The sequence below is a fragment of the Sorangium sp. So ce119 genome (assembly GCF_051524405.1).
In the GTDB taxonomy this organism is placed as follows: domain Bacteria; phylum Myxococcota_A; class Polyangia; order Polyangiales; family Polyangiaceae; genus Sorangium; species Sorangium cellulosum_G.
Window position 1 is genome coordinate 823,694 of record NZ_CP150311.1, and the last position, 22,891, is coordinate 846,584.

The following is a 22,891-nucleotide window of genomic DNA, read 5'->3' on the forward strand; positions in this document are numbered from 1 at the left end:
GGGCGCGCCGGGGTGGAGAAATCCCTTCGACAGCCGCCCGGGGCGTGCCATGAGAGGCGTCCGAAATGGCGGAGCAGCTCTTCCTGAACGGGATGCGCGGCGCCCAGCAGGCCCCCGGGGCCGCGGCGCCATCGGCCGAGACCTCCACCGCCGCCGCGAGCTCCGAGCCGCGGCCGTCCGCCGCCGCGCCGCACGCGCCGCACGCGCCGCACGCGCCGGCGCCCGAGCCGCCGCGCGAGACGGCGGCGAGGCTCAGCGCGGAGCTCGAGGCGGCGCTCGTGCGCGAGCTCATGGGGGCCTACCAGACCCTCAACTACACGCATTTCCGGCGGAAGCTGCGCTCGGCGTCCATCGAGCTGTCCGACGCCGCGAGCCGGCTCGGGCGCTGGATCTCGGAGCCGCGCGCGATCGAGATCTCGCGGCCGCTCGTCCTGACGCAGCCGTGGGGCGTCGTGATCGAGGTGCTCAAGCACGAGATGGCGCACCAGTACGTGCACGAGGTGCTGGGCGTGACGGACGAGGCGGCGCACGGGCCGGCGTTCCGCGAGGTGTGCGCGCGCCTCGGCATCGACGCGACAGCGTCCGGGATGCCGGCCGTCGGCGTCTCGCCGACGGCCCCCGGCGCGGCGGCGGGCAGCGACGCCGCGGCGGACGCCCGGATCCTCGACCGGATCGCGCGGCTGCTCGCGCTCGCCGACAGCCCGAACGCCCACGAGGCGCAGGCGGCGATGGGCGCGGCGCAGCGGCTGATGCTCAAGTACAACCTCGACGTCGCGAAGGCGCGCGCCGCGCGGCAGTACGGCTTCCGCCACCTCGGCGAGCCGAGCGGCCGCGTGGGCGAGAGCGAGCGGATCGTGGGGGGCATCCTCGGCAAGCACTTCTTCGTCGAGGCGATCTGGGTGCCGGTCTACGCGCCGCTCGAGGGCAAGCGCGGCAGCGTCCTCGAGATCTGCGGGACGCCGGCGAACCTGGAGATGGCGGCCTACGTGCACGCGTTCCTGCACCACACGGCCGAGCAGCTCTGGAGGGAGCACAAGCGGACGCACGGCGTGAAGGGCAACAAGGACCGGCGGACCTACCTGGCCGGCGTGATGATCGGGTTCCTCGAGAAGCTGAACACGGAGCGGAAGGCGTCCGCGGAGCAGGGGCTCGTCTGGGTGCGAGACGCCGACCTCGACACCTACTACCGGTCGCGCCACCCGCACGTGCAGCACCTGCGGCACGCGGGCAACCAGCGGACGGCGGCGCACGCGCACGGGCGCGAGGCGGGGCGGAAGATCGTGCTGCACCGCCCGATGCAGGGCGCGACGGGTGAGCGGGGGCTGCTGCTTCCTGGCAAGAAGGGCTGAGCGCGGGTGTCCGCGGCCGGGCCGCCCGGCGCAGCGGACGCCGTCGAGGCGGCGGCGCGGGCCCGACGCGCTCGTTGACGGGGAAGGAGCGGTTCCGGCACGATGGCGCCCGGTGCGCGGGCCCACCCAGGAGAACAACGAAGATGCCGCTCCGGTTCACGATTGAAGAGCGATTCGATGCGTCCCCGGAGGACGTGTTCCGGCTCGCGACCGACATCGACGCGTTCGGCGACTGGATGCCCAACTTCGTGCGCGTGGAGAAGCTCACGGACGGAGTCGCCGGCAAGGGCGCGATCTGGCGTGAGACCCGCAAGATGTTCGGCAAGGAATCGACCGAGCAGTTCGAGGTCACGGCGGCGGAGCCGGGCAAGAGCCTTGACCTGTTCATCGACGGGAAGAAGGGCACCACGGGACGCGGGGAGTACCGGTTTCGCTATGTCTTCGAGCCTCAGGGCGCCGGCACGCTGCTCAAGATGGATGGCGAGATCGCGGGCATGGGGTGGTTCATGGAGACGGTGGGGCGGCTGTTCATCGGCAGCTTCAAGAAGGCCGTGCACGGGGATCTCAAGGCGATGAAGAGTCACCTGGAGCGGCGGCGGGCCGGCTAGGCTAGAGCGCCGATCCGCTTGAAACACCCATGAATGAAGAGATTTGAACCACAGAGGCACAGAGGAACAACCACAAAAAAACTCTGTGCCCTCTGTGCCTCTGTGGTTCGTTTTCTCAGGGCTGCCTCATCATCGGTGTCCTAGCCGAAAGGGACACGGGCGCGGCAGACGGCGTATCCAGGATCGTCGACTTCAGGGTCGGCGGCGCGTGGGGCCGAACCACGCCGGGGAAGACGAGGGCGACGACGACCAGAGCGGTTGCTCGTTCATCATTCCTCGACGCGCGCCCAGGGACATCCGCCGATGCAGCGCGGGCGATCCTCTGCGGCTCCGGCGCTCCTCCCGTGTTGCGCTGGGGCGGACGGCAGACCAGCATCCCGGCATGGAGATGCGACGGCGGAGCGCCCCGGCGGGGCCGAAGTCTTCTCTTATGCTCGGTCAGCTGCCGTCGATCCTGCTGACGCTATTTGCCGCGTTTTTCGTCGCTATCGCTAGCTTCGTGATCTCGGCCGGCTACGCAGAGCACCGAGCCGCCGAGATCGACGCGGCGGCCAGGAGCTTGGCGGAGAACGCCACGCCGAGCATCATGCACCTGGCCGCCGCGCGCGCCGAGCTGAGACATAACCAGGCGCTCCTGAGCGATCTCGTCAACAACGCCGCGCTGGGCCGCCCGTTCGACCGCCACGAGCTCGACGAGGCGCGTGCCAATCTATCCCGGAGCCTCGACGCCTACCTCGGCATGCCCGTTTATCCGGGAGAGCTCAAGCAGTGGCAGACCGTCGCTCAGGAGCTCGGCAAGCTCGCCATGGACACCGACCGGGTCCTCTCGCTGCTGGCGAACGGCCATCCGGACGAGGCCAGCAAGCTCATGGACACGCTGCGAGCGGACTTCAACGAGACGAGCGAGGCCGTGATGGCGAGCGTCGAGCTCAACGCGCGGCAGGCGCGCCGTCTGGCGATCGAGATCGCAGCCAACCGCGTTCGCTCTCGTCGGATCGCGCTCGTGCTCAACACGGCGAGCGTGACGTTCGCGCTGCTGGCCTGCGCGGCGGCCGCCGTGCAGATCCGCCGTCAGGTGAGGCTGCTCTGGGGGCAGGGCGTGCTCCTGGAGCGTCGAGCGGATGAGCTGGAGCAGTTCGCCGGCCGGGTCGCGCACGACGTGCTCAGCCCCCTCGGCTCGGTCGCGCTCTCGCTGGACGTCGCCTCGCGGCGGTGCGGCGAGGGAGATCCGGCACGAAAGGCGCTCGAACGGGGCCGGCGGGCCATCGCGCGTATCAAGCGCACGACCGACGGGCTCCTGGAGTTCGCTCGCGCGGGCGCGATGCCGGAACCGGGCGCGCGCGCCGAGGTGAGCCCCGTCATCGACGATCTCATGGGCGAGCTCGTCCCTATCGCGGTAGAGCTCGGCGTGGAGCTCCGCGTCGACCCCTTCGCCCCGTGCGCGGTGATCGCGAACCCCGGCGTGCTGACCAGCATCCTCGCCAACCTGATCCGCAACGCGCTCAAGTACGTCGGCGATTCGGCGATCTGTCGCGTCGTGATCCGGGTGCTCGACGCGAGCGACGCTGTGCGGATCGAGGTGGAGGACACGGGGCCCGGCGTGGCGCCGGCCCTCGAGCAGATGGTGTTCGAGCCTCACGTCCGAGCGCAAGGCGCTCGAGTGCCGGGCCTGGGCCTGGGCCTCGCCACCGTCAAACGCTTGACCGAGGCGCACGGCGGCCGCGTGGGCCTCCGCACGGTCGTGGGCAAGGGGAGCATCTTTTGGTTCGAGCTGCCCAGAGCGAGCACCGAGGCGGCGCACGCGTCCGAAATAGCTCCAGCACCAGCGCGTGAACTCCGGGAGACGGCCCCCCGATGACCAGGCGTGCTCCAACGAACTCTGGGCGCTGCGCGGGCTCACGATGCGGGCAACCAGCGGACGGCGGCGCACCCGTCCCGGCGCCGCCTCCGGGATGGGCTCTTCCTCGGTTCGCGCCGCTCCTGTGCCCGCTCGGCGCCGGGCCGGGAGCGCCGAGCGAACCAGGGAGATCGTGCGGCTCCTGTTCCCGGCAGCTTGCATTCGGCACCTCGAGCGCTCATCACCGCCCGGGTCGCCCGCCACCGGCGCTCTCGATGCCGACGCGCAGCACGACCTCGCCGGCGTCCAGGTCGACGCCGAGCAGCGCGGCGTCGCCCGTGGCGAGCAGGAAGCGGAGCGCCCGCGGGGCGATCCGAAGCAGCGGCGACAGACGCAGCGCATCGCTCCCCTCCTCCACCCACGCGATCCGGCAGGCATCGCCGGCGTCGAGCGCGAGCACGAGGTGCGACGCCGAGAAGGCGTGCAGCACGGCGCGCCCGGGCAGCGGGATCCGCCGGGGCGGCGCGCCCGCCTCGCCGCGGCGGACGATCGCGCGCCCGCCCGCCTCGAGGTGATCGCGCCCCACGGCGCGCGCCGAGGGCGGCGCGCGGAGCCCGAGGTGCGCGAGCGCCTCGAACGCCTCGCGCTCCTCTGGCGCAGGGCCGAGCGGCTCGCCGAGCGGCGGCGCCGCGGCCGGCGCGGACCAGGCCGCGGTGAGCGCGCGCGCGGTGGCCACCTGCTCGGGCGTCGCGGCCGGGTGCATGGCCACGAGGTTCCCCCGCGCGTCGAGCTCCTGCACGCCGCCGCCCTTGCCCACGAGCAGCCGGCCGCCCCGGACCGCGAGGACGGCGTCGCCAAGGAGCTTGCCGAGGACGGAGCGCGCGCCCCCTTCGAGGCGCACGATGTCCTGGAAATCCACCGTATAGACCGTCGCGTCGCCGGCGGCCACCGGGCGGCGCAGGTGCAGCGTGATCGAGGCGCCGACCAGCGTGGTGGGCTCCGGCGGGACGAACGGCGCCGGGAAGAGCCGCTCGCGGAGCAGATCCGCGTCCTCGCCGGACGCGAACCTGCGTACCGCCTCGACGATCGCCTCGCGGAGCCTCGCATCGAGCGGCTCGACAAGCCCGGCGTGGGCGCCCGGGGAGAGCGGCCCGACGTCCAGGAGATGGCGCCCGGCGCCCGCGAGCGCGCGGTCGCTCGGCTGGGACTGGAGCGCCCGCTGGAGATCCTCGCCGGAGAAGCGGCCGAGCAGGAGCCGCGGGAGCAACTCGTAATCGGGCCGGCGCGCGAACGGCCCCGACCCCGCCCCGTACCATTCCAGGAGCCCTCGGGCCCTGCGCATGCTCGCGCCAGCCTGCTCGATCCACGCCGCCGCCTCCAGGATGTGCCAGGGGTCCAGGAGGCGATCCATCGAGGCGCACCAGGGGCCCTTGAGGTTCGGCGGGATCGTCTTGCGCCATTCACGCCGTGCGCTCTCGCCTTCCTGGCTGCTCCAGCGCGTCACGTCCTCGAGCGGCTCCGGTACGCCGTGCGCGGCGAGCCACTCGAGCAGCGCGCGCGGGGCGCTCAGCTCGGCCCAGCCACACCATTGCTTCCAGTCGAGGCCCCGCCAGTAGATCGAATGGTTCTCCGGGTAGAGGTCCGCCCGACCCACCGGCCCGCCCTCCGCCGCGAGCACGATCCCGAGCTGCGGCAGCCCGTGCGGCGCGCGGCAACGCTCGTCGAAGCAGGGCTTGTCCTCGCGGATCTCGAGCGCCCCTCCGAGGGCCTTCAGCGCCGCTCGGTCCAGCTCGGCGAGCACGCGTTCGTCAGCGCCGACCAGTGTGCCCGCGGCCGCCGCCGCCAGCGCGCTCTGCAGATCCTCGCTTCGCGGAGGGTGACCGTACGGATAAGGATTGATGAAACGCACGGGCTCGTCTCGCTCCTCGCTCCGGGCTGATCAGCGCCGGCGCCGGCCGCGGCCCCCCTGCGGGCCGGGGCGCGTCTCGACCCAGGTGCCTTGATGCACGTACGGCGTCGTGCCGCCCGTCCAGTTCGGCGCCATCATGCCAGGGCCCCACTGGTGGCCGCCTGGCCCGACGGACGTGGTGCCCGCGTAGGTCGCGGCCGGGTTGGCCGAGCGCGCGCCGCTCGCGATCGCCCGGGTCTCGTCCGCGACGGCCTGGAGCACGCTCGGCCCGTTGCCGGCCCCGGGGGTCGCGCTGTTGCACGCGGACAGCTCGACGCGCCGCTTTCGCCCCCGCTTCTGGCCGCGGAACCCTGCCGCCGTGAGCCGCTGCCCGAGCTGGCGGCCGTCGATGTACCCGTTGCCCCACTCCACCAGGTTGGGCGCGCCGTGCGTCGATACGATGACGTGATCCTCTCGCGCCAGGCTGCCCGGCGTGAGCTGATCGTAGCGAAGCACGCGAGCGCCAGGATTCTGCGCCTGGATCATGGCGACATGCTGCTGGATGGTCGCGTCGGCCGGCGCGCCCACGACGATCGTCGTGAGCCCGGAAGGGTCGATGAAGATCGTGACGTTGGGGACGAACCCGATCTCCTGCAGCGCGCCCAGCAGGCCGAGCGGGTCGGGGGTCAGGAAGACGTGCGTCGCCGGGTCGTAGAAGCGGTGGCGGTTGTAGTGCAGGCCGGTCACCGCGTCGGCGCGCTGCCCGGCGAACCGGAGCGCGCCGGGATCGCCCGTCGCGCGCGTGACGCGGCCGAAGGCGCCGAGATCGATCTCCGACGCGCGCCCATCGCGGTGCAGGTAGAGCCAGGGCGTCGAGGCCGCGTCGGTCACGACCATCCGCCAGTCCTTGCCGTCGCGCGCCTCGAGGAGCGGCGTGAAGCCGTCGTCGTCGAAGACGCGCTGGATCGACGGCCCCCGCGTGGGGCGCTCCTCGACGAGGCTCTCGCCGTCCCAGCCGAACCAGGTGCTCTCGCCGTTGCCGTGCGCCTGCGCGACGCAGCGGCCGAGGGGGTCGTACAGGTAACGGACGGCGAGGCCGTCGCCGCGGACCGCTGCGACGAGGCGGTCGCGCTCGTCGTACTGGTAGCGCCAGGTCTGCAGCGGCCCCTGGCCGACGCGGGCTGCGAGGCGGCCGCGGGCGTCCCACTGGATCTCGGCGCCGCCCGCGCGCAGGGGGCGGCCATCCCCGCCGATCGACCACGCGGGGCCGCGCGACGGGATCGGCGTTCCCTGGGCCGCGTACGTGAGCTGCTCGTCGGCGCCGAGGCCATGGACGCGGAGCGGCCTGCCCTCGACGTCGAGGTCGTACTGGCGCGCGCCGCGCTCGCTGTCCGTGACCGCCGCGACCGGGCCCACCCGGCTCCACGTCCACGCGCGCGCCCGGACGGGCTCGCCCCGCTCATCCAGGATGGTGACGCTCTCCGGCAGGCCCTGGACGTCGCGCGACCAGGCGAGCGCGCACGTCCCGTCGAGCCGCGTCCGCCGCGACTCGCCGCGCGCGTCCCGCGCGAAGGCGAGCCCGTCCGCCTCGCCGGCGGCGACCTCGAGCGACGCCGGCGCGCCGTCTTCCTCGCGCCGGCGCACCTCGACCGACCACCCCGTCGCATATCGGCGGTCCAGCACGCGGCCCGCGTCGTCGAAGCGGCGGGCGACGGCGAACGCGAACCCGCCGGCCTCCTGGACCTCCCGGACGACCCGGCCGTCCTCGTCGCGCTCGAACGTGATCATCACGTCCGCGTTCCGCGCGCGCGTGAGGTGGCCGAGCGCGTCGTAGTGGAACTCCTCCACGAGCCCGCCCGAGGTCTCGAGCTTCGTGACGCGACCGGCCTCATCGCGCTCGTAACGCATCCACGCGCCGTCGGCGTGGGTCGTCCGGACGAGGAGGTTCGATCCGTCGTACTCGTACGCCGTGGTCGAGCCGCCGAACGATGTCTCGCGGGAGAGGTTGCCGCCGCCGTCGTACTCGCGCACATGGCGCTCGCCTGCGGCGTTCTCGATCCAGCGGAGCCGCAGGAGCGCATCGTAGCCGAGCCGGAATCGCCTGCCGTCCGGGCGCACCACCTCCACGAGCGCGCCGGCGACATAGCGGTACCGCGTGATCCCGCTCGCGTCGGAGCGCGCGATGACGCGGCGGCCGGCGTCGATCTCCAGCTCCAGGACGTTGCCGTTCGGCTCCACCAGGCGCACCAGCGCAAAGCGTGAGTCGTACGCGAACCGATAGACGCCGCCCTTCGGGGTGCGCGCCTCGACGGGGCACCCGAACAGGTCGAAGACGTACTCGTAGGCGTCACCGGCCGGCGTCTCGATCCGGAGCGGGTTGCCGTGCGCGTCGTAGTCGTACGTGAACTCGGCGCCGTCCGGCCCGGTCGACGCGCGCGCGAGGCCGTGCGCGTCCCACTGGAGGGCGTGCTCGCGACCGCGCCAGTCGACGCTCCCGGTGGGGAAGCCCCTCGAGTACTTGTAGCGGGTCTTCTTCCCGTCGGGCCGCGTGCGGACGATCGTCTGCGCCTCCGCGTCGACCGCGTCGCGCCAGGTCGCGCCGTCGGGCTCGGTGACGCTCGCGAGGTGCCCCGCGGCATTGTACGACCACCGCGTGGTCCGCCCGCCGCCGTCGCGGACCGAGAGCAGCCTGCCGATCGTGTCGTACGCGTAGGAGCGCGCGTGGCCGCGCGGGTCGACGTACGAAGTGACGAGGCCGAGCGCGTTGCCCGTGTAGGTGTGGGTCCCGCCCTCGCCGTCGATCACCACGGTCCTGCTGCGGGCGGGGTCATACGAAAGCCGGGTGTGGTGAATGCCCCGGGCGCCCGGGAGGCGGGGCGCGCCGAGCTCCGCGAGCACGTCGCGGCCGGCGATCTCGCCCCAGGTCTCGACACACCGTCGGGCGCCTTCGATCGCCTCGTACCTGAAGTGATAGGTGAGCCCGTCGGGCAAGATCTCCCGGACGACGTAATGCTCCTCGTCGTATTCGTACCGGATCTCCGCGCCGCCCGCGTCGATGACCCGCACGAGATCGCCCGCGTCGTCGAGCTCGTAGGTCACGGCGCGGCGGGTGTGCGGGGTGCCTTGCTCGTCGGTCGCGATCACCTCCCACCAGGCGAAGAGCCCCTGGCGCTCGAGCCGGGCGCGCCGCCCGACGGCGTCGACGATGCCCGTGAGCTCATCACCTCGCCATTCCAGGGTGGCCTTGTTGCCGAACGCGTCGCGGAGCTCGACGAGCGCGAAGCGCTCCTCCGGGGCGGCGCGGCGCAGCACCCGCACGAGGCCGTCGTCGTCTTCGAGGAGAAGATCCTCTCCGACGGCGGCGACACGGACACCGAACGGCAGGAGCAGGACCTGATCCTGCGCGGGCCAGGAGAGCACCTGGGCGCGACCGCCCGGCGCGGCGAGCTCGAGCTCATCGCCGCGGCGCCGGGCGCTCCAGGCGAGATCGTGCGACCACCCCCACCCGATGCCGCAGCGATGCCGCACCGCCGCGGTCGAGTAGCTTCGCTCCAGGGTCAGCACCAGGGGCCCCGGCAGCTCGAGATCCGCGACCGGGTTCGTGTACATGGCCCCGCTCACGACGTCGATCGGGTGCCCCGCGGACGCCTGGCCATCCGCCCCCGGCGGCGCGGGCGGGCGCGGCGGGCCCGCGCCCTGGCTGCTGCCGCCGCCACCACCGCCGCCGTTGCTCGGGCCCTGCGGGCCGCCGCCGCCCGGACCGCCGGCGCTGCTGCCGCCGCCGCCGCCGCCGCCGCCGCCGCCCGCGGCGTTGCTCGCGCTCACCCCGGCGCCGACGGTGATGCTCTTGTTCATCTGGCCCATGCTGCCCGTGATTCCGGCCATGCCGAGCTCGATGAGGACGTTGGGCGCGCCCAGCCAGGGAAAGCACGGCCCCCCCGTGTTGAGGCTGACCACCTCTCTGAGTGTGCCTGGCTCGTTGCCGTGACAGGCCTTCATGCAGCCGCCGACCGTGAGGATCTTCGCCCCTTCGATCTTGGTCCGCATGCATGGATCGATGATCCCCTCGGCCACGGTGCCCATCGTCGGGTACGGGATCGGCAGCGGGCTCGGCGCCGCGGGCGTCAGGCACACGCTGACGGCCATGCCGGTCATCTGGTGCCCCGACTTCTCCGTGATCGTGTCCATGTGAAGAGCGGTGACCCTGCCCATGGCGCTCTCGAGCGTCGCACGAGGCGTATCCCGGCCACAACCAGGATGTCGGAGCGGCGCGCGTGCGGGCTCGGTGCAAGGCCAGCACATGAGCGCATCCAGGTGCTCGATCACCCAACCTGAAATCTCGGAGCCTGACTTGCACCGCCCCGTTGATGGGGTCCGTGCGCGCAGCGTCGCGTGGAGATCGAGCATCTGACCGCCCGGGAGACGGCCCCCCGATGATCAGGCGTGCTCCAACGATATCTGGGCGCTGCGCGGGCTCACGATACTCGCCTGTTCCCGGAAGGCCTCGAGTTCCTCAAGCTCGCCATGGATCTCGAGTGGGCCGAGAGCAACGCCCTCCTCGGCCGCATCGCCGAGGACGACGCGCTCGGCAAGGACCTTGTCGCCATCACGGACCCCGAGTTCCTGGCCGAGGTGCGCGCCGCCCATGAGGCCTATGGCGCGGTCCTCGGGATCACGAAGGCGCACGAGGCGCCGACGGACGTGGCCGCCCTGCGCGGGCCGCTCCGGGAGCTCGTGAGCGCGATCGGCGGTTACCTGCTTCAGGTCGTCGCCAGCGTCGATCGCGAGAGGCCGGAGACGGTCCAGTCGGCGCGCACAGCGCTGGCCCCGCTCGACCGCCTGCGTCAGGCCTCCGCCCGGCGGGCGGCCGGCAAGAACGGCAAGGGCGCGCCGGCCGTGGACGGGGACGACGAGGTGCTCCCCGAGCTCGAGCTCGACACGCCGGTCCCGGACGTGCCGCAGTAGCCGCCCCGTTCGAACGAAGCCGGTGGTGCCGCCCCTCACACAAGGTTGCCACGTGGGACGCCCCGCGGCGCCTCGAACCTGTACAAGGTTGCCGCCTGGAACGACCGGCGGCGCCTCGAATCTGTACAAGGTTGCCGCCTGAAACGACGGGCGGCGCCTCGAAACTGTACAAGGTTGCCGCCTCGGACGAGCCACGACACCTCGAACTTGTACAAGGTTGCCGCCTCGGACGACCCTGGATGCCGTCCATCTGCGGAAGATCGCCTCCCCGGACGAGACCCCGGACCCCTTCAATACACGCCCTTCCGTCTTTGTTGACCCGGTGCGCGGCGCCAGGCACCATCCACGCGCGGCGCCAGGCCGGCCTGCACCGCCGGAGGCTCGACCCCCGGCTCACCACGCTTCCCTAACTCGCAACTGAGGTGCTTGGATGCACGTTCGTACGATTCTCTTGTTCTGCCTTGCCCCCCTCTTCATTGGCGCTCTCCCGGGCTGCGGCGGCTCGGATGATCCGCCGGACGGGAACAACAACACCGGGGGAGCGCTCGGTGAGTGCCCGCCCAGCCCCGATGCCCAGGTGACGGCGGGCTTCGACACGCTCCAGGCAAGCTGCACCTCGTGTCACTCCAAGGACAAGGTCGGCCCCGTCGCCCGCGCCGGCGCGCCCGACTCCGTCAACGTCGACGACGCCGCGTCCGTCACCGCCGAGGCCGAGGAGATCTACGAGCGCGTGAAGGATGGCTCGATGCCCCCCGGCTCGCCGCTCCCCGCCGAGACCGTCGAGTCCATCCGCGTCTACCTCGCCTGCGAAGCGCAGTAATCAACACCCCTCTCCCCTCCCCTCTCCACACACCACCTCCGAACGCCGGCGCGCCCTCTCACGAGACGGCGCGCCGGCGACCGCACCCCGGACCGCTGCCGCGCCGCCGCTTGCAGCCCGCGCCGGAGCAGCGATAGCGTGACCGGGTTGCGCCCGGAACATCGCACCTCGGACGCACGACAACCCTCTTCAGAACGAGACAAGACGGGATGCGTTTACAGCATGGCTTCAGCTTTGTTGTGACGCTGGTGACCATCCTCTCAGCCATCGGGTGCCCCAGCGACCCGCCAGAGAGCGAGGGCGCCGGCGGACAGGCCGGGCACGGGAGCACCACGACGAGCAGCGCCGGAGGCCACGGCGGCGGGAGCGACGGCGGCGGGAGCGACGGCGGCGGGAGCGACGGCGGCGGGAGCGACGACGGCGGCGGCGGGGGCACGGCCGCGGCGGCCGACTTCGCGCTGCTCGTCGTCCCGGCGACCGTCGACATCCCGTATGGCGGGCTGACGTCGGTGCCGCTCACCATCCGTCGGATCAACGGCTTCGACGCGCCGATCGACGTCATCGTCAACGCGCCTCCGGAGGGGCTCGTCGTCTCGCCGCTCGTGATCCCGCCCGACGCCACCTCCGGCGCCCTGGAGGTCGGGGCCTCGGGAGAGCTCACGGAGGGCACGACGTTCAACCTCGAGCTCGTGGGCCGCTCGGACGACCTGCTGCGCTTCGCCGCGGTCGCCGCCACGGTGGTCTCCACCGCGCCCTGATCGCCGCGGGCTCGCCGGCGCGCCGCGCCCCCGGATCGGCGCCGGATCGCTGTGCGAGCGCGCGATCCGGAGTATGGTGCGGGCATGCCCAGGCTGGATGCCCGCTCCGGGGCCGCGGCGCTCGCGCTGGCCGCCGCGCTCGCGCTGACCGCCGCGCTCGGCGCCTCCTGCGCCGGCACGCCCGCCGCGCAGCGCGGCGCGACCTGCCCGCCGCTCTGCCCCGCCGCCCCGCAGCCGACGGGCTCGCCGCCCGCAGCATCGGCGGGGCCGGTCGTGCCGGGCGCGGCGGGCGAGGCCCCGGTGTTCGATCCGGAGCGCCTCACCCCCGTGCTGGGCGACCCGCGGCTCGCGCCGGTGCAGAAGCTCGTCGAGCAGGAGGCGTACGCCAGCGCGGCCGCCGCGCTGGCGCAGGCGCTCGCCACACCCCTGCCGCCCGCGGACGCGGCGTCGCTCCGCTACCAGCTCGCGCGGCTGCGCGCGCTCGCGGGCGACCCGGCCGGCGCCGCGCGGGAGTACGACGCGGCCGCGGCCGCCGGAGGGCCGCTCGCCGACCACGCGCGGTTCGCGGCGGCCGACCTCCTCGCGAAGATGGGTCAGCCCGACGCGGCGCTCGAGCGCGCGCGCGCCGTCGCGTCGGACGTCGCGATCGCCGACGAGATCGATCGCATCATCGCGGGCGCGCTCGCCGACAAGGGGGACATCGAGGGCGCGGCCGCGCACTGGCACGCGTACCTCGGCCGGAGCTGGCCCGCGTCGACGTGGGTGCCCGAGGCGCTCCGCTTCGCCCGCGCGCTGCTCCGCCACCCCGGCGAGCAGCGCGCGGAGGAGGCGCTCCGGATCGCCCGGCGCGTCATCGACGAGGCGCCGGGCGGCGCGGGCGCGGGCGAGGCGAAGGAGATCCAGGAGCAGGCCCTGTCGACGCTGCCGTTCGCGCGGCGCAAGCCGTTCCTCGACCCCGGCCCCGCCGACCTGCTCGCCCGCGCGCGCGCCCTGCTCGCGTCGCGGCAAGACAAGGAAGCGCTCGCCGTCGCCGACGCGCTGGTCGCGCTGCCCGAGGCGCAGGCGCCCTCGCCCTTCGCCTGCGACGCGTTCGCCGCGCGCGGCGAGGCGCTCGGGCGCCTCCGGCGGAGGCCCGAGGCCGCCGATGTGTACGGCACCGCGATCGAGCGCTGCGGGCCGGCCGCGCCTGCCGGCGCCACGCCGGCCGCGGCGACCGCGCCGGTCGGGGCCGCGCCCGTGACGGCCGGAGCCGCCGCGCCGGCCGGGGCCGCGCCCGCGACGGCAGCCGCGCTGGCCGGGGCTGCGACGGCTGTCGCCGTCGCGCCCGCGGCGCCCGCGGTGAGCGGCGGCGCCGCCGGCGCGGGCGCGCCCGCCCCGCGGCGACCCGAGGCGCTCTACAACGCCGGGCGCGCCTCGCTCCGCGTCGACCGGCACGCGGAGGCGGCCGCGCGCTTCGCGCTGCTCGAGAAGGAGTACCCGGATCACCGGCTCGCGGACGACGCGCGCTACCTCGGGGCGCGGGCGCTGCTCGCGCTCGGGGACCAGGCGCAGTTCGTGCAGATGCTCACCGCCATGCCCGACGACTTCCCGTCGGGCGACATGGTCGCCGACGGGCTGTTCGAGCTCGCGCTCTTCGAGATGGAGCGCGGCGGCTGGGCTGGTGCGGTCCGGCCGCTCGAGCGCGCGCTCGCGCGCTTCCCGCACGAGCGCGCGTACCAGGCCGCCGGCAGGCTCCCGTACTACCTCGGCCGCGCCCACATCGAGACCGGCTCGCCCGACAAGGGCAAGGCGCTGCTCGAGCAGGTGATCCGCGACTACCCGCTGTCGTTCTACATGGCGCTCGCCCACGCCCGGCTCGCCGAGATCGACCCCGCGGCCGCCCAGCGCGCCCTCGCCGCGGCCATGGATCGCGACGCGAGCGCGCCCTACACCGAGCTGCGGAGCCCCGCGTTCGCGCAGCCCGCGTTCACGCGCGCGGTCGAGCTCGCGCGCCAGGGCGAGGCGCGGCTCGCGCGGCGCGAGCTCGACCTGCTCGGCGTCGGCAGCCGCACGGCGCCGCGCGAGGTGATGTGGGCCTCGGCGTTCCTGCTCGCGCGCGCGGGCGCGCTGCCGCAGTCGTACAGCATCCTGCGCACCGCGATGGCCGCGCCGGGCGACGGCCGCGCCGAGATCGCGGGAAACGTCGAGTGGGTCGACCACTACCCGGTCGGGCGCTGGCGCGCCGCCTGGGAGCTCGCGTACCCGCGCCCGTTCGCCGATGTCGTCGCCGCGGAGACGAAGCGCAGCGGTATCCCCGAGGCCCTCGCCTACGCGATCATGCGCGAGGAGTCGGCCTTCGACCCGAAGGTGGCGTCGCACGCGGACGCGTACGGGCTGATGCAGCTCATCGTGCCGACCGCGAAGCGCATGGCCAAGCCGCTCGGGCTGCCGTGGAGCGCCGAGGCGCTGAAGCGCCCCGAGATCAACGTCGCGCTCGGCTGCCGCTACCTCTCGGTGCTGCGCGGCCAGTTCTCGGACAACCCGCTGCTCGCCATCCCCGCCTACAACGCGGGCGGCGGCGCGCCGAAGCGGTGGATCGCGGAGCGCCCCTCGCAGAGCTTCGACCTGTGGGTCGAGCGCATCCCGTACGAGGAGACCCGGCTCTACACGAAGCGCGTGATGACGAGCCTCGCCGTCTACGAGCTCCTCTACGGCGGCGCGCAGCCGGGTGAGGCGCTGCGCACGCCGCTGCCGGCGAGCCCGGCGGCGCGCTCGGCGGTCGCGAACGCCGCGCCCTGACGCGCGCGCTCGACGTCGACGCGCGTGGATGGTGGACGCGCGCCCACGTCAACAGCTTGCTCGCGCGCCCGGCGCCGAGGTTTCGGCGAGCGGGCCACGCGGGAGCTTTGGTACAGTCCCCGCGTGGTCGACCCCTCGAGCCCCTCCCATCAGCTCGTGGGCGCCGTTCTGAACGGGCGCTTCCGGATCGTGCGCCTCCTCGGCGAGGGGGGCATGGGCGCGGTCTACGAGGCCGACGGCCTGCGCGGCGAGGGCAAGCGCGCGATCAAGGTGCTGCACCCGGAGTTCACGCAGGACGAGCAGGTCCTGCACCGCTTCTTCGCCGAGGCCGAGGCGACGAAGGGCTTCGTCCACCAGAACATCGCCTCGGTCTTCGAGGCGGCGCGGGCCGAGGACGGCACGCCGTACCTCGTGATGGAGCTCCTGCAGGGCGTGCCGCTCTCCGCGTACATCAGCGCGGGCAACCCCATCCCCCCGCAGCAGGCCGTGCCGATCATCCACGAGGTGCTCCAGGCGCTGATGGCGGCGCACGGCCACAAGGTGATCCACCGCGATCTGAAGCCGGAGAACCTGTTCCTCGTGCGCGACCCGCGCGGCGGCTTCCGCGTCAAGGTGCTCGACTTCGGCATCGCGAAGGTGATGGACGCGGCCGGCGGCATGGGCCTGAAGACCCGCGCGGGCACGCTCCTCGGGACGCCCGGCTACATGAGCCCCGAGCAGATCAAGAACGCGCAGGGCGTCGACGCGCGCACCGATCTCTGGAGCGTGGGCGTGATCTTCTACGAGATGCTCACGGCGACGCAGCCGTTCCCCGCCGAGAACGAGTTCGCGCGGCTCACCGCCGTGCTCGCGAAGGAGGTGCGCCCGATCGAGCAGGTCGCGCCGCACCTCGCGGCCTGGAGCCTGTTCTTCCAGCGCGCCCTCTCCAAGGACATGAACGGGCGCTTCCAGACGGCCGAGGAGATGGCGCAGACGCTCGGCGCCATCGCGCACCGCACCGGCGTCGCGATGCCCGGCGCGTGGTCCGAGCCGCAGGCGTCGCCCCCGCCGCACCACCTGCCCTCGCTGCCGCCGCCGCCGCATCATCCACCGCAGCCGCACACGCCGCAGCCGCACACGCCGCAGCCGGCCCAGGGCGCGACGGCGAGCATGCATGTCGCGCCGCGGCCCCCGACGGTGCCCCCGCCGCGCGGGACCACGCCGCCGACGCAGGCGACCCCGTCGATCGCGCCGACGGCGACGTTCCCCGCGGCGCCTCCTCCCGTGGCCCCGGTGGCCGCCGGGTCGACGTACATCAGCGCGCAGCGGCCCACGGGCGTGCCGACGCTCGCGGGCGGCCACTACGACGTGCGGGTCGTGGAGGTCCCCCTCCCCTCCGAGGCCGCGGCCTCCGAGGGCGCGCCCTGGTGGCTCGTGGGGGTCATCGGCCTCGTGTGCCTCGCCGTCGGCTTCGCGATCGGCGTGCTGGTGAGCGGATGAGCGCCGCGGGCCGCGTCCGCGCGCTGCTCGCGGTCACGTGCGCCGCCGGCGCCCTGGGCGCCCCGCGGAGCCTGCGCGGCGACCCGGGCGGCGCGCGCGGCGGCGGCGCGCGCGAGCCGCCCGTGCACGTGGTCGATCTGCACGTCGACGTGCCCTGGCAGGTCCACTTCAAGGGGCGCGCCGCGCGCCTCGACGAGGGCCACGCCCGCAGGGACACGCTCGTCGCGGGCAACTACCTCGGCATCGTCCTGCCGATCTACCTGCCTGACCGCGCGCGGCCCGAGGGCCCGCAGATCGAGGACGCCGGCGCGATCCTCGCGACGATCGAGGCGATCATCGCCGCGAACCCGGTGCTCCTCCCGCTCGGCGCGGCGCGGGCCGAGCCGGGGAAGATCAGCACCTTCCTCTCGATCGAGGGGGCCGGCGCGTTCGCGGCGGACATCGCGCAGATCGACCGCTTCATCGCGCGCGGCGTGCGGCTCATCAGCCCGAACCACGCGCAGAACACGCGGCTCTCGTCGTCGGCGACCGGCGAGCCGGCGGCGTTCGGGCTCACCGAGCTCGGCAAGCGGTTCTGCGAGCGCGTGTACGCCCAGGGCGCGCTCATCGACGTCTCGCACATCTCGGACGCCGCGTTCGCGGATCTCGTCCCGATCGCCGCGGCGCACGGCGCGCCGATCGTCGCGACGCACTCGAACGCGCGCGCGATCGCGAACCGGCCGCGCAACCTGACCGACGAGCAGCTCCGGCTCATCGGGCGGAGCGGCGGGGTCGCGGGGCTCAACTTCCACGCCCCGTTCGTGAACGGCGCGAGCGAGGCCGACCTCGACGACGTGATCGCCCAGGTCGACCACATGGTCCGGGTGGCCGGCGTCGATCACGTCGCGATCGGCTCGGACTTCGACGGAGGGATCATCGCGCCGAAGGGGCTCGGCGACGCGTCCGCGCTGCCGGCCCTGGCCGCGCGGCTCCGGCAGCGGGGGATGTCGCGGGACGACGTGGAGAAGGTCTTCTCGCGGAACGCGCTGCGCATCCTCGGCTGGCGGCCGGCGGGCGGGAGCGCGGGCGGCGGCGCGGGCGGGTAGGCCTCGCGACCGCCGCGCGCCGCCGGGGCGGTCGTGGTAAGGGCCCGCATGCGCACGCATGTCGCCCGGTCGGTGCGGGGGCTCGCCGCCCTCGCGGTCGTCGCGTCCGCCGCAGGCCTGAGCTGCGCGGAGCTCGGTCACCTGGAGGGCGTGGGCGAGGCCGTCTGCCCCGAGCTGCGCGGGCCGGGCGACGTCCTCGGCGCCCAGTTCTCCGCGGACGCGCGGGCGAACGCGAAGGTGAGGACGTTCGTGCAGGCCGCGAAGGACATGGCCGACGTGTCCGCGGCGATCGAGGCGCAGGTGGCCGACGCCTGCCGCCGGATGGGCGCGGACCTCGGGATCCACCCCGCGCAGATGGCGCCGCGCGACGAGGCGGGGGGCCAGGCGAGCGGCGCCTGCGACCCGGTCGCGGCGGCGATCGACGCCATCCTGCGCCAGGGCGCCGGCGTGCAGGTCGCGGTGACGCCGCCGGCGTGCCAGGCGAACGCCCAGGCCGGGGCGCGCTGCAGCGGCGCGTGCGACGTGCAGCTCGATCCGGGGCAGATCGTGGCGCAGTGCGAGCCCGCGCGGCTCTCGGGCTACTGCCAGGGCCGCTGCGCGGGGCGGTGCGAGGGGCGCTGCGCCGGGCAGTGCCGCGGGCAGTGCTCGGCGTACGACGCGCAGGGGCGCTGCGTGGGGTACTGCAACGGCGAGTGCGACGGCGGCTGCGACGCGACCTGCCACGCGCGCTGCGAGGGCACCTGGCAGGCGCCGCAGTGCGCGGGGATGGTGCGGCCCCCGAGCGCCGACGCCGAGTGCGAGGCGAGCTGCCGCGCGCACGCGGACGTCTACGCGGCCTGCACGCCGGCGCTCGTGCAGGTGCGCCCGTCGCAGGGCGCCGAGATCGCCGCGCGGCTCGCGGCGACGCTGCAGGCCAACCTGCCGGCGCTGCTGCACGCCGAGGTGGCGCTCGGCCGGAGGCTCCTCGGCGACGCCCAGACGGTGGTCCAGGTCGGCGCCGCGCTGCCGCGGATCGTGGGCGACGCGGGCGCGCGCGCGCTCGCGTGCGTCGCCGGGGCGGCCGAGGCGTCGACGAGCGCCTCGGTGCGGATCCAGGTGAGCGTCCGCGCCAGCGCGAGCGTCACGGGGCGCGTCGGGGCGACCGGTGGGTAGCGGCAGGGGCACGGTGATCGAGCGGGTCGTGGCCGATCCCGGCGACGAGCTCGACGACGAGGAGCGCGCCGAGCTGCACGCGGCCTTGGCGGCGGGGCTCGCCGAGCTGCGAACGGGGGGAGGCATCGACGCGGAGGAGCTCCTGTCCGAGCTGCGGGCCCGCCGGTGAAGATCCGGTTCCGGCGCCGCCGCGCCCGCCGTCGTTTGCATCGACGGCGTGGACGGCGCCGCGCCGGTCGGACTACCCTCCCGCTCCCGCCGGGAGGATCCCATGACCGACCTCGACGACCGCTGTCTCGATACGTTCCCCGAGTGGCTGCGCAGCCTCGCCGCCGACGCCGCCGACCTGGCGGGCCTGCTCGCCTCGCCGGACATCCCGGAGCCCGCGCGCCGCTCGCTGGCGGGCGGCCTCAACTACCTCTTCAAGTCGCTCGACCTCATCCCGGACGGCATCGAGGACCTCGGCTTCCTCGACGACGCCTTCGTGCTGCGCGTCGCCGCGTCGTTCGCGGCGGCGGAGAGCCCGGAGCTGCGCGACCATGCGCCGACCGTCGCGCGGCTCGCCCGCGACGCGGAGCTCATCGCGGAGCTGCTCGGCGCCGACAACGCCCGGCTCAAGAGCTACGTGCGCTCGCTGGAGAAGGGCGCCGCGCGCGGCCGCACCGTCGACGACATCCTGGCCGACGAGCAGGTCCGCACGTCGTTCCTGCACGAGATCACCGGCTGGGCGTCGAGCTACACCGCCCCGACCTTCAGCCGCGACGCGAAGAACCTGATCAAGCTGAAATCCTTCCTCTCGGCCAAGCTCCCGGCCTGAACCTCCCCGTCCGATCGCGCGACGGCGCCCCGCCGCACGGCGCGGCGCGGGCGCCGCCCGCGGTGTACACCAAGCGCAACCACCCCGGAGGACCGCGTCCGATGTCAGCCGCCCCCCGCCTCTCCGCGCTGCTCGCCGCGCTGCTCGCCGCGGCCTGCGACGCCGAGCGCCCGGCCTCGCCGGCGCAGCGACCCGCCCCCGCCGCCTCGACGCCCGCCCCGGCCTCCGCCGGCGCCGATCCCGCGCCGCCGCCCGACGCCGATCGCTCCTATGCCCGCCCCGCCGCCGAGCGCGTGGTGGCCATCGGCGACGTGCACGGCGACATCGCGGCCACGCGCGCGGCCCTCCGGATCGCGGGCGCGATCGACGGCTCGGATCGCTGGATCGGCGGGAAGCTCGTGCTCGTCCAGACGGGCGACGAGCTCGACCGCGGCGACGGCGAGCAGGCGATCGTGGACCTCTTCGACCGCCTCGCCGAGGAGGCGCGCGCGGCCGGCGGCGCGGTCTACGCCTTGAACGGCAACCACGAGATCATGAACGTCCAGCTCGATTTCCGCTACGTCACCGAGGGCGGCTTCAAGGACTTCGAGGACGCGCCCGGGCTCGACGCCGCAGCCTCCCGGCTCGCCCCGGTGCCGCCGCCCGCGCGGGCCCGCGCCGCCGCGTTCGTGCCCGGCGGCCCCTACGCGAAGAAGCTCGCGGCGCGCGACGTGATCATCACGGTCGGCGACACGGTCTTCGCGCACGGCGGTGTGCTCCCGTCGCACACGCGCTACGGCGTGGGGAGGATCAACCGAGAGGTGCGCGCGTGGATGGAGGGCAAGGCCTCGCCGCCGGCCGTCGTCGTCGCCGAGGACAGCCCGGTGTGGGCGCGCCTCTACTCGAGCGACCCGCCCCCCACCCCGGGATCGAGCCCCTGCGCGGCGCTCGACAAGACGCTCGCCGCGATGTCCGCGAAGCGCATGGTCGTGGGCCACACCGTCCAGCGGAACGGCATCACCTCGGCCTGCGGGGACAAGGTCTGGCGGATCGACGTCGGCATGGCCTCGCACTACGGCGGGAAGCCAGCAGCGCTGGAGATTGCCGGTGACACGGTGCGCATCTTGACGGGCGACACAAGCGACGCGACCGGCGACAAGGGCGAGAAGAAGAGAAGCGCTGGCGGTGGCGAGAAAAAGTGAGCCACGAACACAATGATTCGACACCGGACACGTGACACGTGAAACGCGTCGGCCAGCGGAATACGTACATGAGCGACACGAGCGCGCGCCGCCCCGGCGCGCCTCGGGTCCATTGACGGGCGCCGAGCGGACCGGATAACGTCGTTGGCAAACTGGGGCGTTTCAAGCCGCAGGGGAAGGGAATCAGATGCCTGAGCTACCGCTCGCGCTGATCCACGAGGCGAATCGGGGCGTACGGGACCCCGCCCTGGAGCTCGGTGAGCGACTCCTCCCCCTCCTGGCTCCCTGGTTCCCACCTCCTCCGCTGCCCCGACGTCGGCAGCTCGGGCGCGGCGCAGCGTGGCCCGACACGGAGAGCCGCTGATGGACGACGATGAGCTGTTGCGCGCCCTGACGCGCATCGCGCAGCAGGATCCGGGGAAGGATCCGCGCAGGCGCAAGCTCGCCGACGACGCGCTCCCGGGCGGCGAGCAGGGCGCCGAGGGCGGCGCCGCGGCGCGCCCGGGCGAGGAAGGGGCGGAGCGCGAGGCCCGGGTGCCCCTCGACGACGAGACGCGCGCCCGGCTCGCCGACCAGCTCGTCGCGCAGCTCCGGGAGCCGCGCGGCGACGCGCCCGCGCCGCTGTCGAGCCCGATCGTCGACCGGAAATCGGGGATCCGCATCCGGGGCCCCCACGAGTGGGACAGCGAGGCGGAGGAGCCGGACGATGTCGTCGAGCCGCCGCAGCTCGGCGCCGACGCCGACTCGCTCAGCGGCACGAGCTCGCCGCTCAACTCGGACGCGCCGGTGTGCCGTACGATCGGCGGCGAATCGGAGCCGCCCGGCGCGTCGGAGCCGCCCGGCGCGTCGGAGCCGCCCGGCGCGCTGGAGCCCCCGCGCGGCGCATGTTCGAGCGCGGCGCCGGGACCGGCCGCCGCGTGCGCGCTGGACGGAGCGGATGCCGTCGTCCTGGCGCCGCGCGCCGTCGTGCTGGCGCCGCGCGAGCGCCCGCTGTGCCCCGAGCTGCGCGTCGAGCGGCGGACCGCGCGGCGGTCGCGGGCGCGGTCGGTCGCGGGCGCGGTCGGCTGGGTCGCGGCGGCGGCGCTCGTATCGCTGCTCGCGCTGCGGCCGGCGCCGTTCGCGCCGGGCGCAGCGCCGCTCCCCCGGTACTCGCTCGCGACGACGCTCGGCGACGTCCCGCTGCAGGCCGATCGTGAGCCGGGCGCCTCGGCCGACGTCGCCCACGTCGCCCACGTCGGCCGAGGCGCCCGGCTCACGATCGCGCTGGCGCCCGGCGGCCGCGTGCACGCGCCGGTCGAGGTGAAGGCGTTCCTGGTGCAGGGCGGGAGCGCGCGCCCGTGGCCCGTGGCGATCGATCTGGACGAGCGCGGCGGCGCGAGCATCTCGGGCACGCGCGAGGCGCTCTTCAAGGACGTCGCGGCGGGCGCGTGGGAGGTCGTCTTCGTGATCGGCCAGCCGGGCTCGCTGCCGGACGACGCGGACGACGCGGACGACGCGGACGACGCGGACGACGAAGGAGCGCTGCCCGACGAGCGCGCCGTCCACCTGGCGGGAGGCCGGCTCCTCCGGCAGCGATTGTTCCTTGACTGACGGCCACTTGGACTAAGAGGAAAGCTGTTCTTCCTGCGGCGAGCGAGGCGCGCGTCGGGCGTTCCACCGGCGCCCGCCCGAGGGCGCGCGGCGCCGCCGGAGCGGGGGCAGAGGGCAGCACGCATGAACCGACGGATGTTCAAGAGCAAGATCCACCGCGCGACCGTGACCCACGCGGATCTGCACTACGAGGGCAGCGTCACGATCGACGCCGACCTCCTGGAGGCCGCCGACATCCTGCCCTACGAGGCGGTCGACATCTGGAACGTGACGCGCGGCTCCCGGCTGACGACCTACGCGCTCGAGGGGGCGCGCGGCTCCGGCGTGGTCTGCATCAACGGCGCCGCGGCGCACCTGAACCAGCCCGGCGACCTCGTGATCATCGCGACGTTCGCGGACATGGACGACGCCGAGGCGCGGCGGCACGTGCCGCGCGTGCTCCGCGTCGACGGGCAGAACCGGCCGCTCGCCGAGCAGCCGCCCGAGACGCCGGGGCCGCTCGCGCCGGGGAGGCCGCTCGAGGGCTCGCCCCGCGCCGGCGCCGCGCCCGAGGCGCCGGCGCCGCGCGCGTCGAACTGATCGCG

The 22,891-nt window shown here is 74.3% G+C and carries 17 protein-coding genes; 15 read left to right on the forward strand and 2 right to left on the reverse strand.

Annotated elements, in window-relative coordinates; genetic code table 11:
- Positions 1-65: 65 nt before the first annotated feature.
- From WME76_RS47490 to WME76_RS47500, 3 genes are all read left to right on the forward strand, one after another.
- Positions 66-1,349 carry a SprT-like domain-containing protein gene (locus WME76_RS47490; protein ID WP_437962832.1) on the forward strand — a complete coding sequence of 428 codons (1,284 nt, stop codon included), beginning with the start codon at positions 66-68 and terminating at the stop codon, positions 1,347-1,349.
- Positions 1,350-1,492: 143 nt separating this feature from the next.
- Positions 1,493-1,957 carry an SRPBCC family protein gene (locus WME76_RS47495; RefSeq protein ID WP_437962833.1) on the forward strand — a complete coding sequence of 155 codons (465 nt, stop codon included), beginning with the start codon at positions 1,493-1,495 and terminating at the stop codon, positions 1,955-1,957.
- Between the two features lie 430 nt (positions 1,958-2,387).
- A complete protein-coding gene (locus WME76_RS47500; protein ID WP_437962834.1) occupies positions 2,388-3,815 on the forward strand; it encodes a sensor histidine kinase in 1,428 nt (475 codons plus the stop codon).
- Between the two features lie 220 nt (positions 3,816-4,035).
- Here WME76_RS47500 and WME76_RS47505 read toward each other — a convergent pair whose 3' ends face one another.
- Both WME76_RS47505 and WME76_RS47510 read right to left on the reverse strand, forming a co-directional pair.
- Positions 4,036-5,703 (reverse strand): hypothetical protein, encoded by a 1,668-nt coding sequence (locus tag WME76_RS47505; RefSeq protein WP_437962835.1) that lies wholly within the window; start codon positions 5,701-5,703, stop codon positions 4,036-4,038.
- A gap of 30 nt (positions 5,704-5,733) precedes the next feature.
- On the reverse strand, positions 5,734-9,870 hold the full coding sequence (locus WME76_RS47510; protein WP_437962836.1) for a PAAR-like domain-containing protein: 4,137 nt from the start codon (positions 9,868-9,870) through the stop codon (positions 5,734-5,736).
- 255 nt (positions 9,871-10,125) lie between these two features.
- Between WME76_RS47510 and WME76_RS47515 the strand changes: the two genes are divergently transcribed.
- The 12 genes from WME76_RS47515 to panD all read left to right on the forward strand — a co-directional run bounded on the left by WME76_RS47515 (position 10,126) and on the right by panD (position 22,886).
- Positions 10,126-10,647 carry a hypothetical protein gene (locus tag WME76_RS47515; protein ID WP_437962837.1) on the forward strand — a complete coding sequence of 174 codons (522 nt, stop codon included), beginning with the start codon at positions 10,126-10,128 and terminating at the stop codon, positions 10,645-10,647.
- A 451-nt stretch (positions 10,648-11,098) separates the two neighbouring features.
- A complete protein-coding gene (locus tag WME76_RS47520; protein ID WP_437962838.1) occupies positions 11,099-11,467 on the forward strand; it encodes a c-type cytochrome in 369 nt (122 codons plus the stop codon).
- A 248-nt stretch (positions 11,468-11,715) separates the two neighbouring features.
- The gene (locus tag WME76_RS47525; RefSeq protein WP_437962839.1) at positions 11,716-12,225 is read left to right on the forward strand and encodes a hypothetical protein; all 510 of its coding nucleotides are present in this window, start codon (positions 11,716-11,718) and stop codon (positions 12,223-12,225) included.
- 84 nt (positions 12,226-12,309) lie between these two features.
- Positions 12,310-15,003 carry a transglycosylase SLT domain-containing protein gene (locus tag WME76_RS47530; RefSeq protein WP_437962840.1) on the forward strand — a complete coding sequence of 898 codons (2,694 nt, stop codon included), beginning with the start codon at positions 12,310-12,312 and terminating at the stop codon, positions 15,001-15,003.
- Positions 15,004-15,126: 123 nt separating this feature from the next.
- Positions 15,127-16,482 (forward strand): serine/threonine-protein kinase, encoded by a 1,356-nt coding sequence (locus WME76_RS47535; protein ID WP_437962841.1) that lies wholly within the window; start codon positions 15,127-15,129, stop codon positions 16,480-16,482.
- Complete coding sequence (locus WME76_RS47540; protein ID WP_437962842.1) at positions 16,479-17,567, forward strand: dipeptidase; 1,089 nt, start codon at positions 16,479-16,481, stop codon at positions 17,565-17,567. The genes WME76_RS47535 and WME76_RS47540 overlap by 4 nt, the downstream gene beginning before the upstream one ends.
- A gap of 48 nt (positions 17,568-17,615) precedes the next feature.
- Positions 17,616-18,719: a hypothetical protein gene (locus WME76_RS47545; protein ID WP_437962843.1), complete on the forward strand. Its 1,104-nt coding sequence runs from the start codon at positions 17,616-17,618 to the stop codon at positions 18,717-18,719.
- A complete protein-coding gene (locus WME76_RS47550; RefSeq protein ID WP_437962844.1) occupies positions 18,712-18,888 on the forward strand; it encodes a hypothetical protein in 177 nt (58 codons plus the stop codon). The genes WME76_RS47545 and WME76_RS47550 overlap by 8 nt, the downstream gene beginning before the upstream one ends.
- Before the next feature lie 102 nt (positions 18,889-18,990).
- The gene (locus WME76_RS47555) at positions 18,991-19,536 is read left to right on the forward strand and encodes a DUF1232 domain-containing protein (RefSeq protein ID WP_437962845.1); all 546 of its coding nucleotides are present in this window, start codon (positions 18,991-18,993) and stop codon (positions 19,534-19,536) included.
- A gap of 101 nt (positions 19,537-19,637) precedes the next feature.
- A complete protein-coding gene (locus WME76_RS47560) occupies positions 19,638-20,717 on the forward strand; it encodes a metallophosphoesterase (RefSeq protein ID WP_437962846.1) in 1,080 nt (359 codons plus the stop codon).
- Positions 20,718-21,080: 363 nt separating this feature from the next.
- Positions 21,081-22,307, forward strand: coding sequence for a hypothetical protein (locus WME76_RS47565; protein WP_437962847.1), 1,227 nt, complete (start codon positions 21,081-21,083; stop codon positions 22,305-22,307).
- Positions 22,308-22,430: 123 nt separating this feature from the next.
- Positions 22,431-22,886: an aspartate 1-decarboxylase gene (panD, locus tag WME76_RS47570; RefSeq protein WP_437962848.1), complete on the forward strand. Its 456-nt coding sequence runs from the start codon at positions 22,431-22,433 to the stop codon at positions 22,884-22,886.
- Positions 22,887-22,891: the final 5 nt, after the last annotated feature.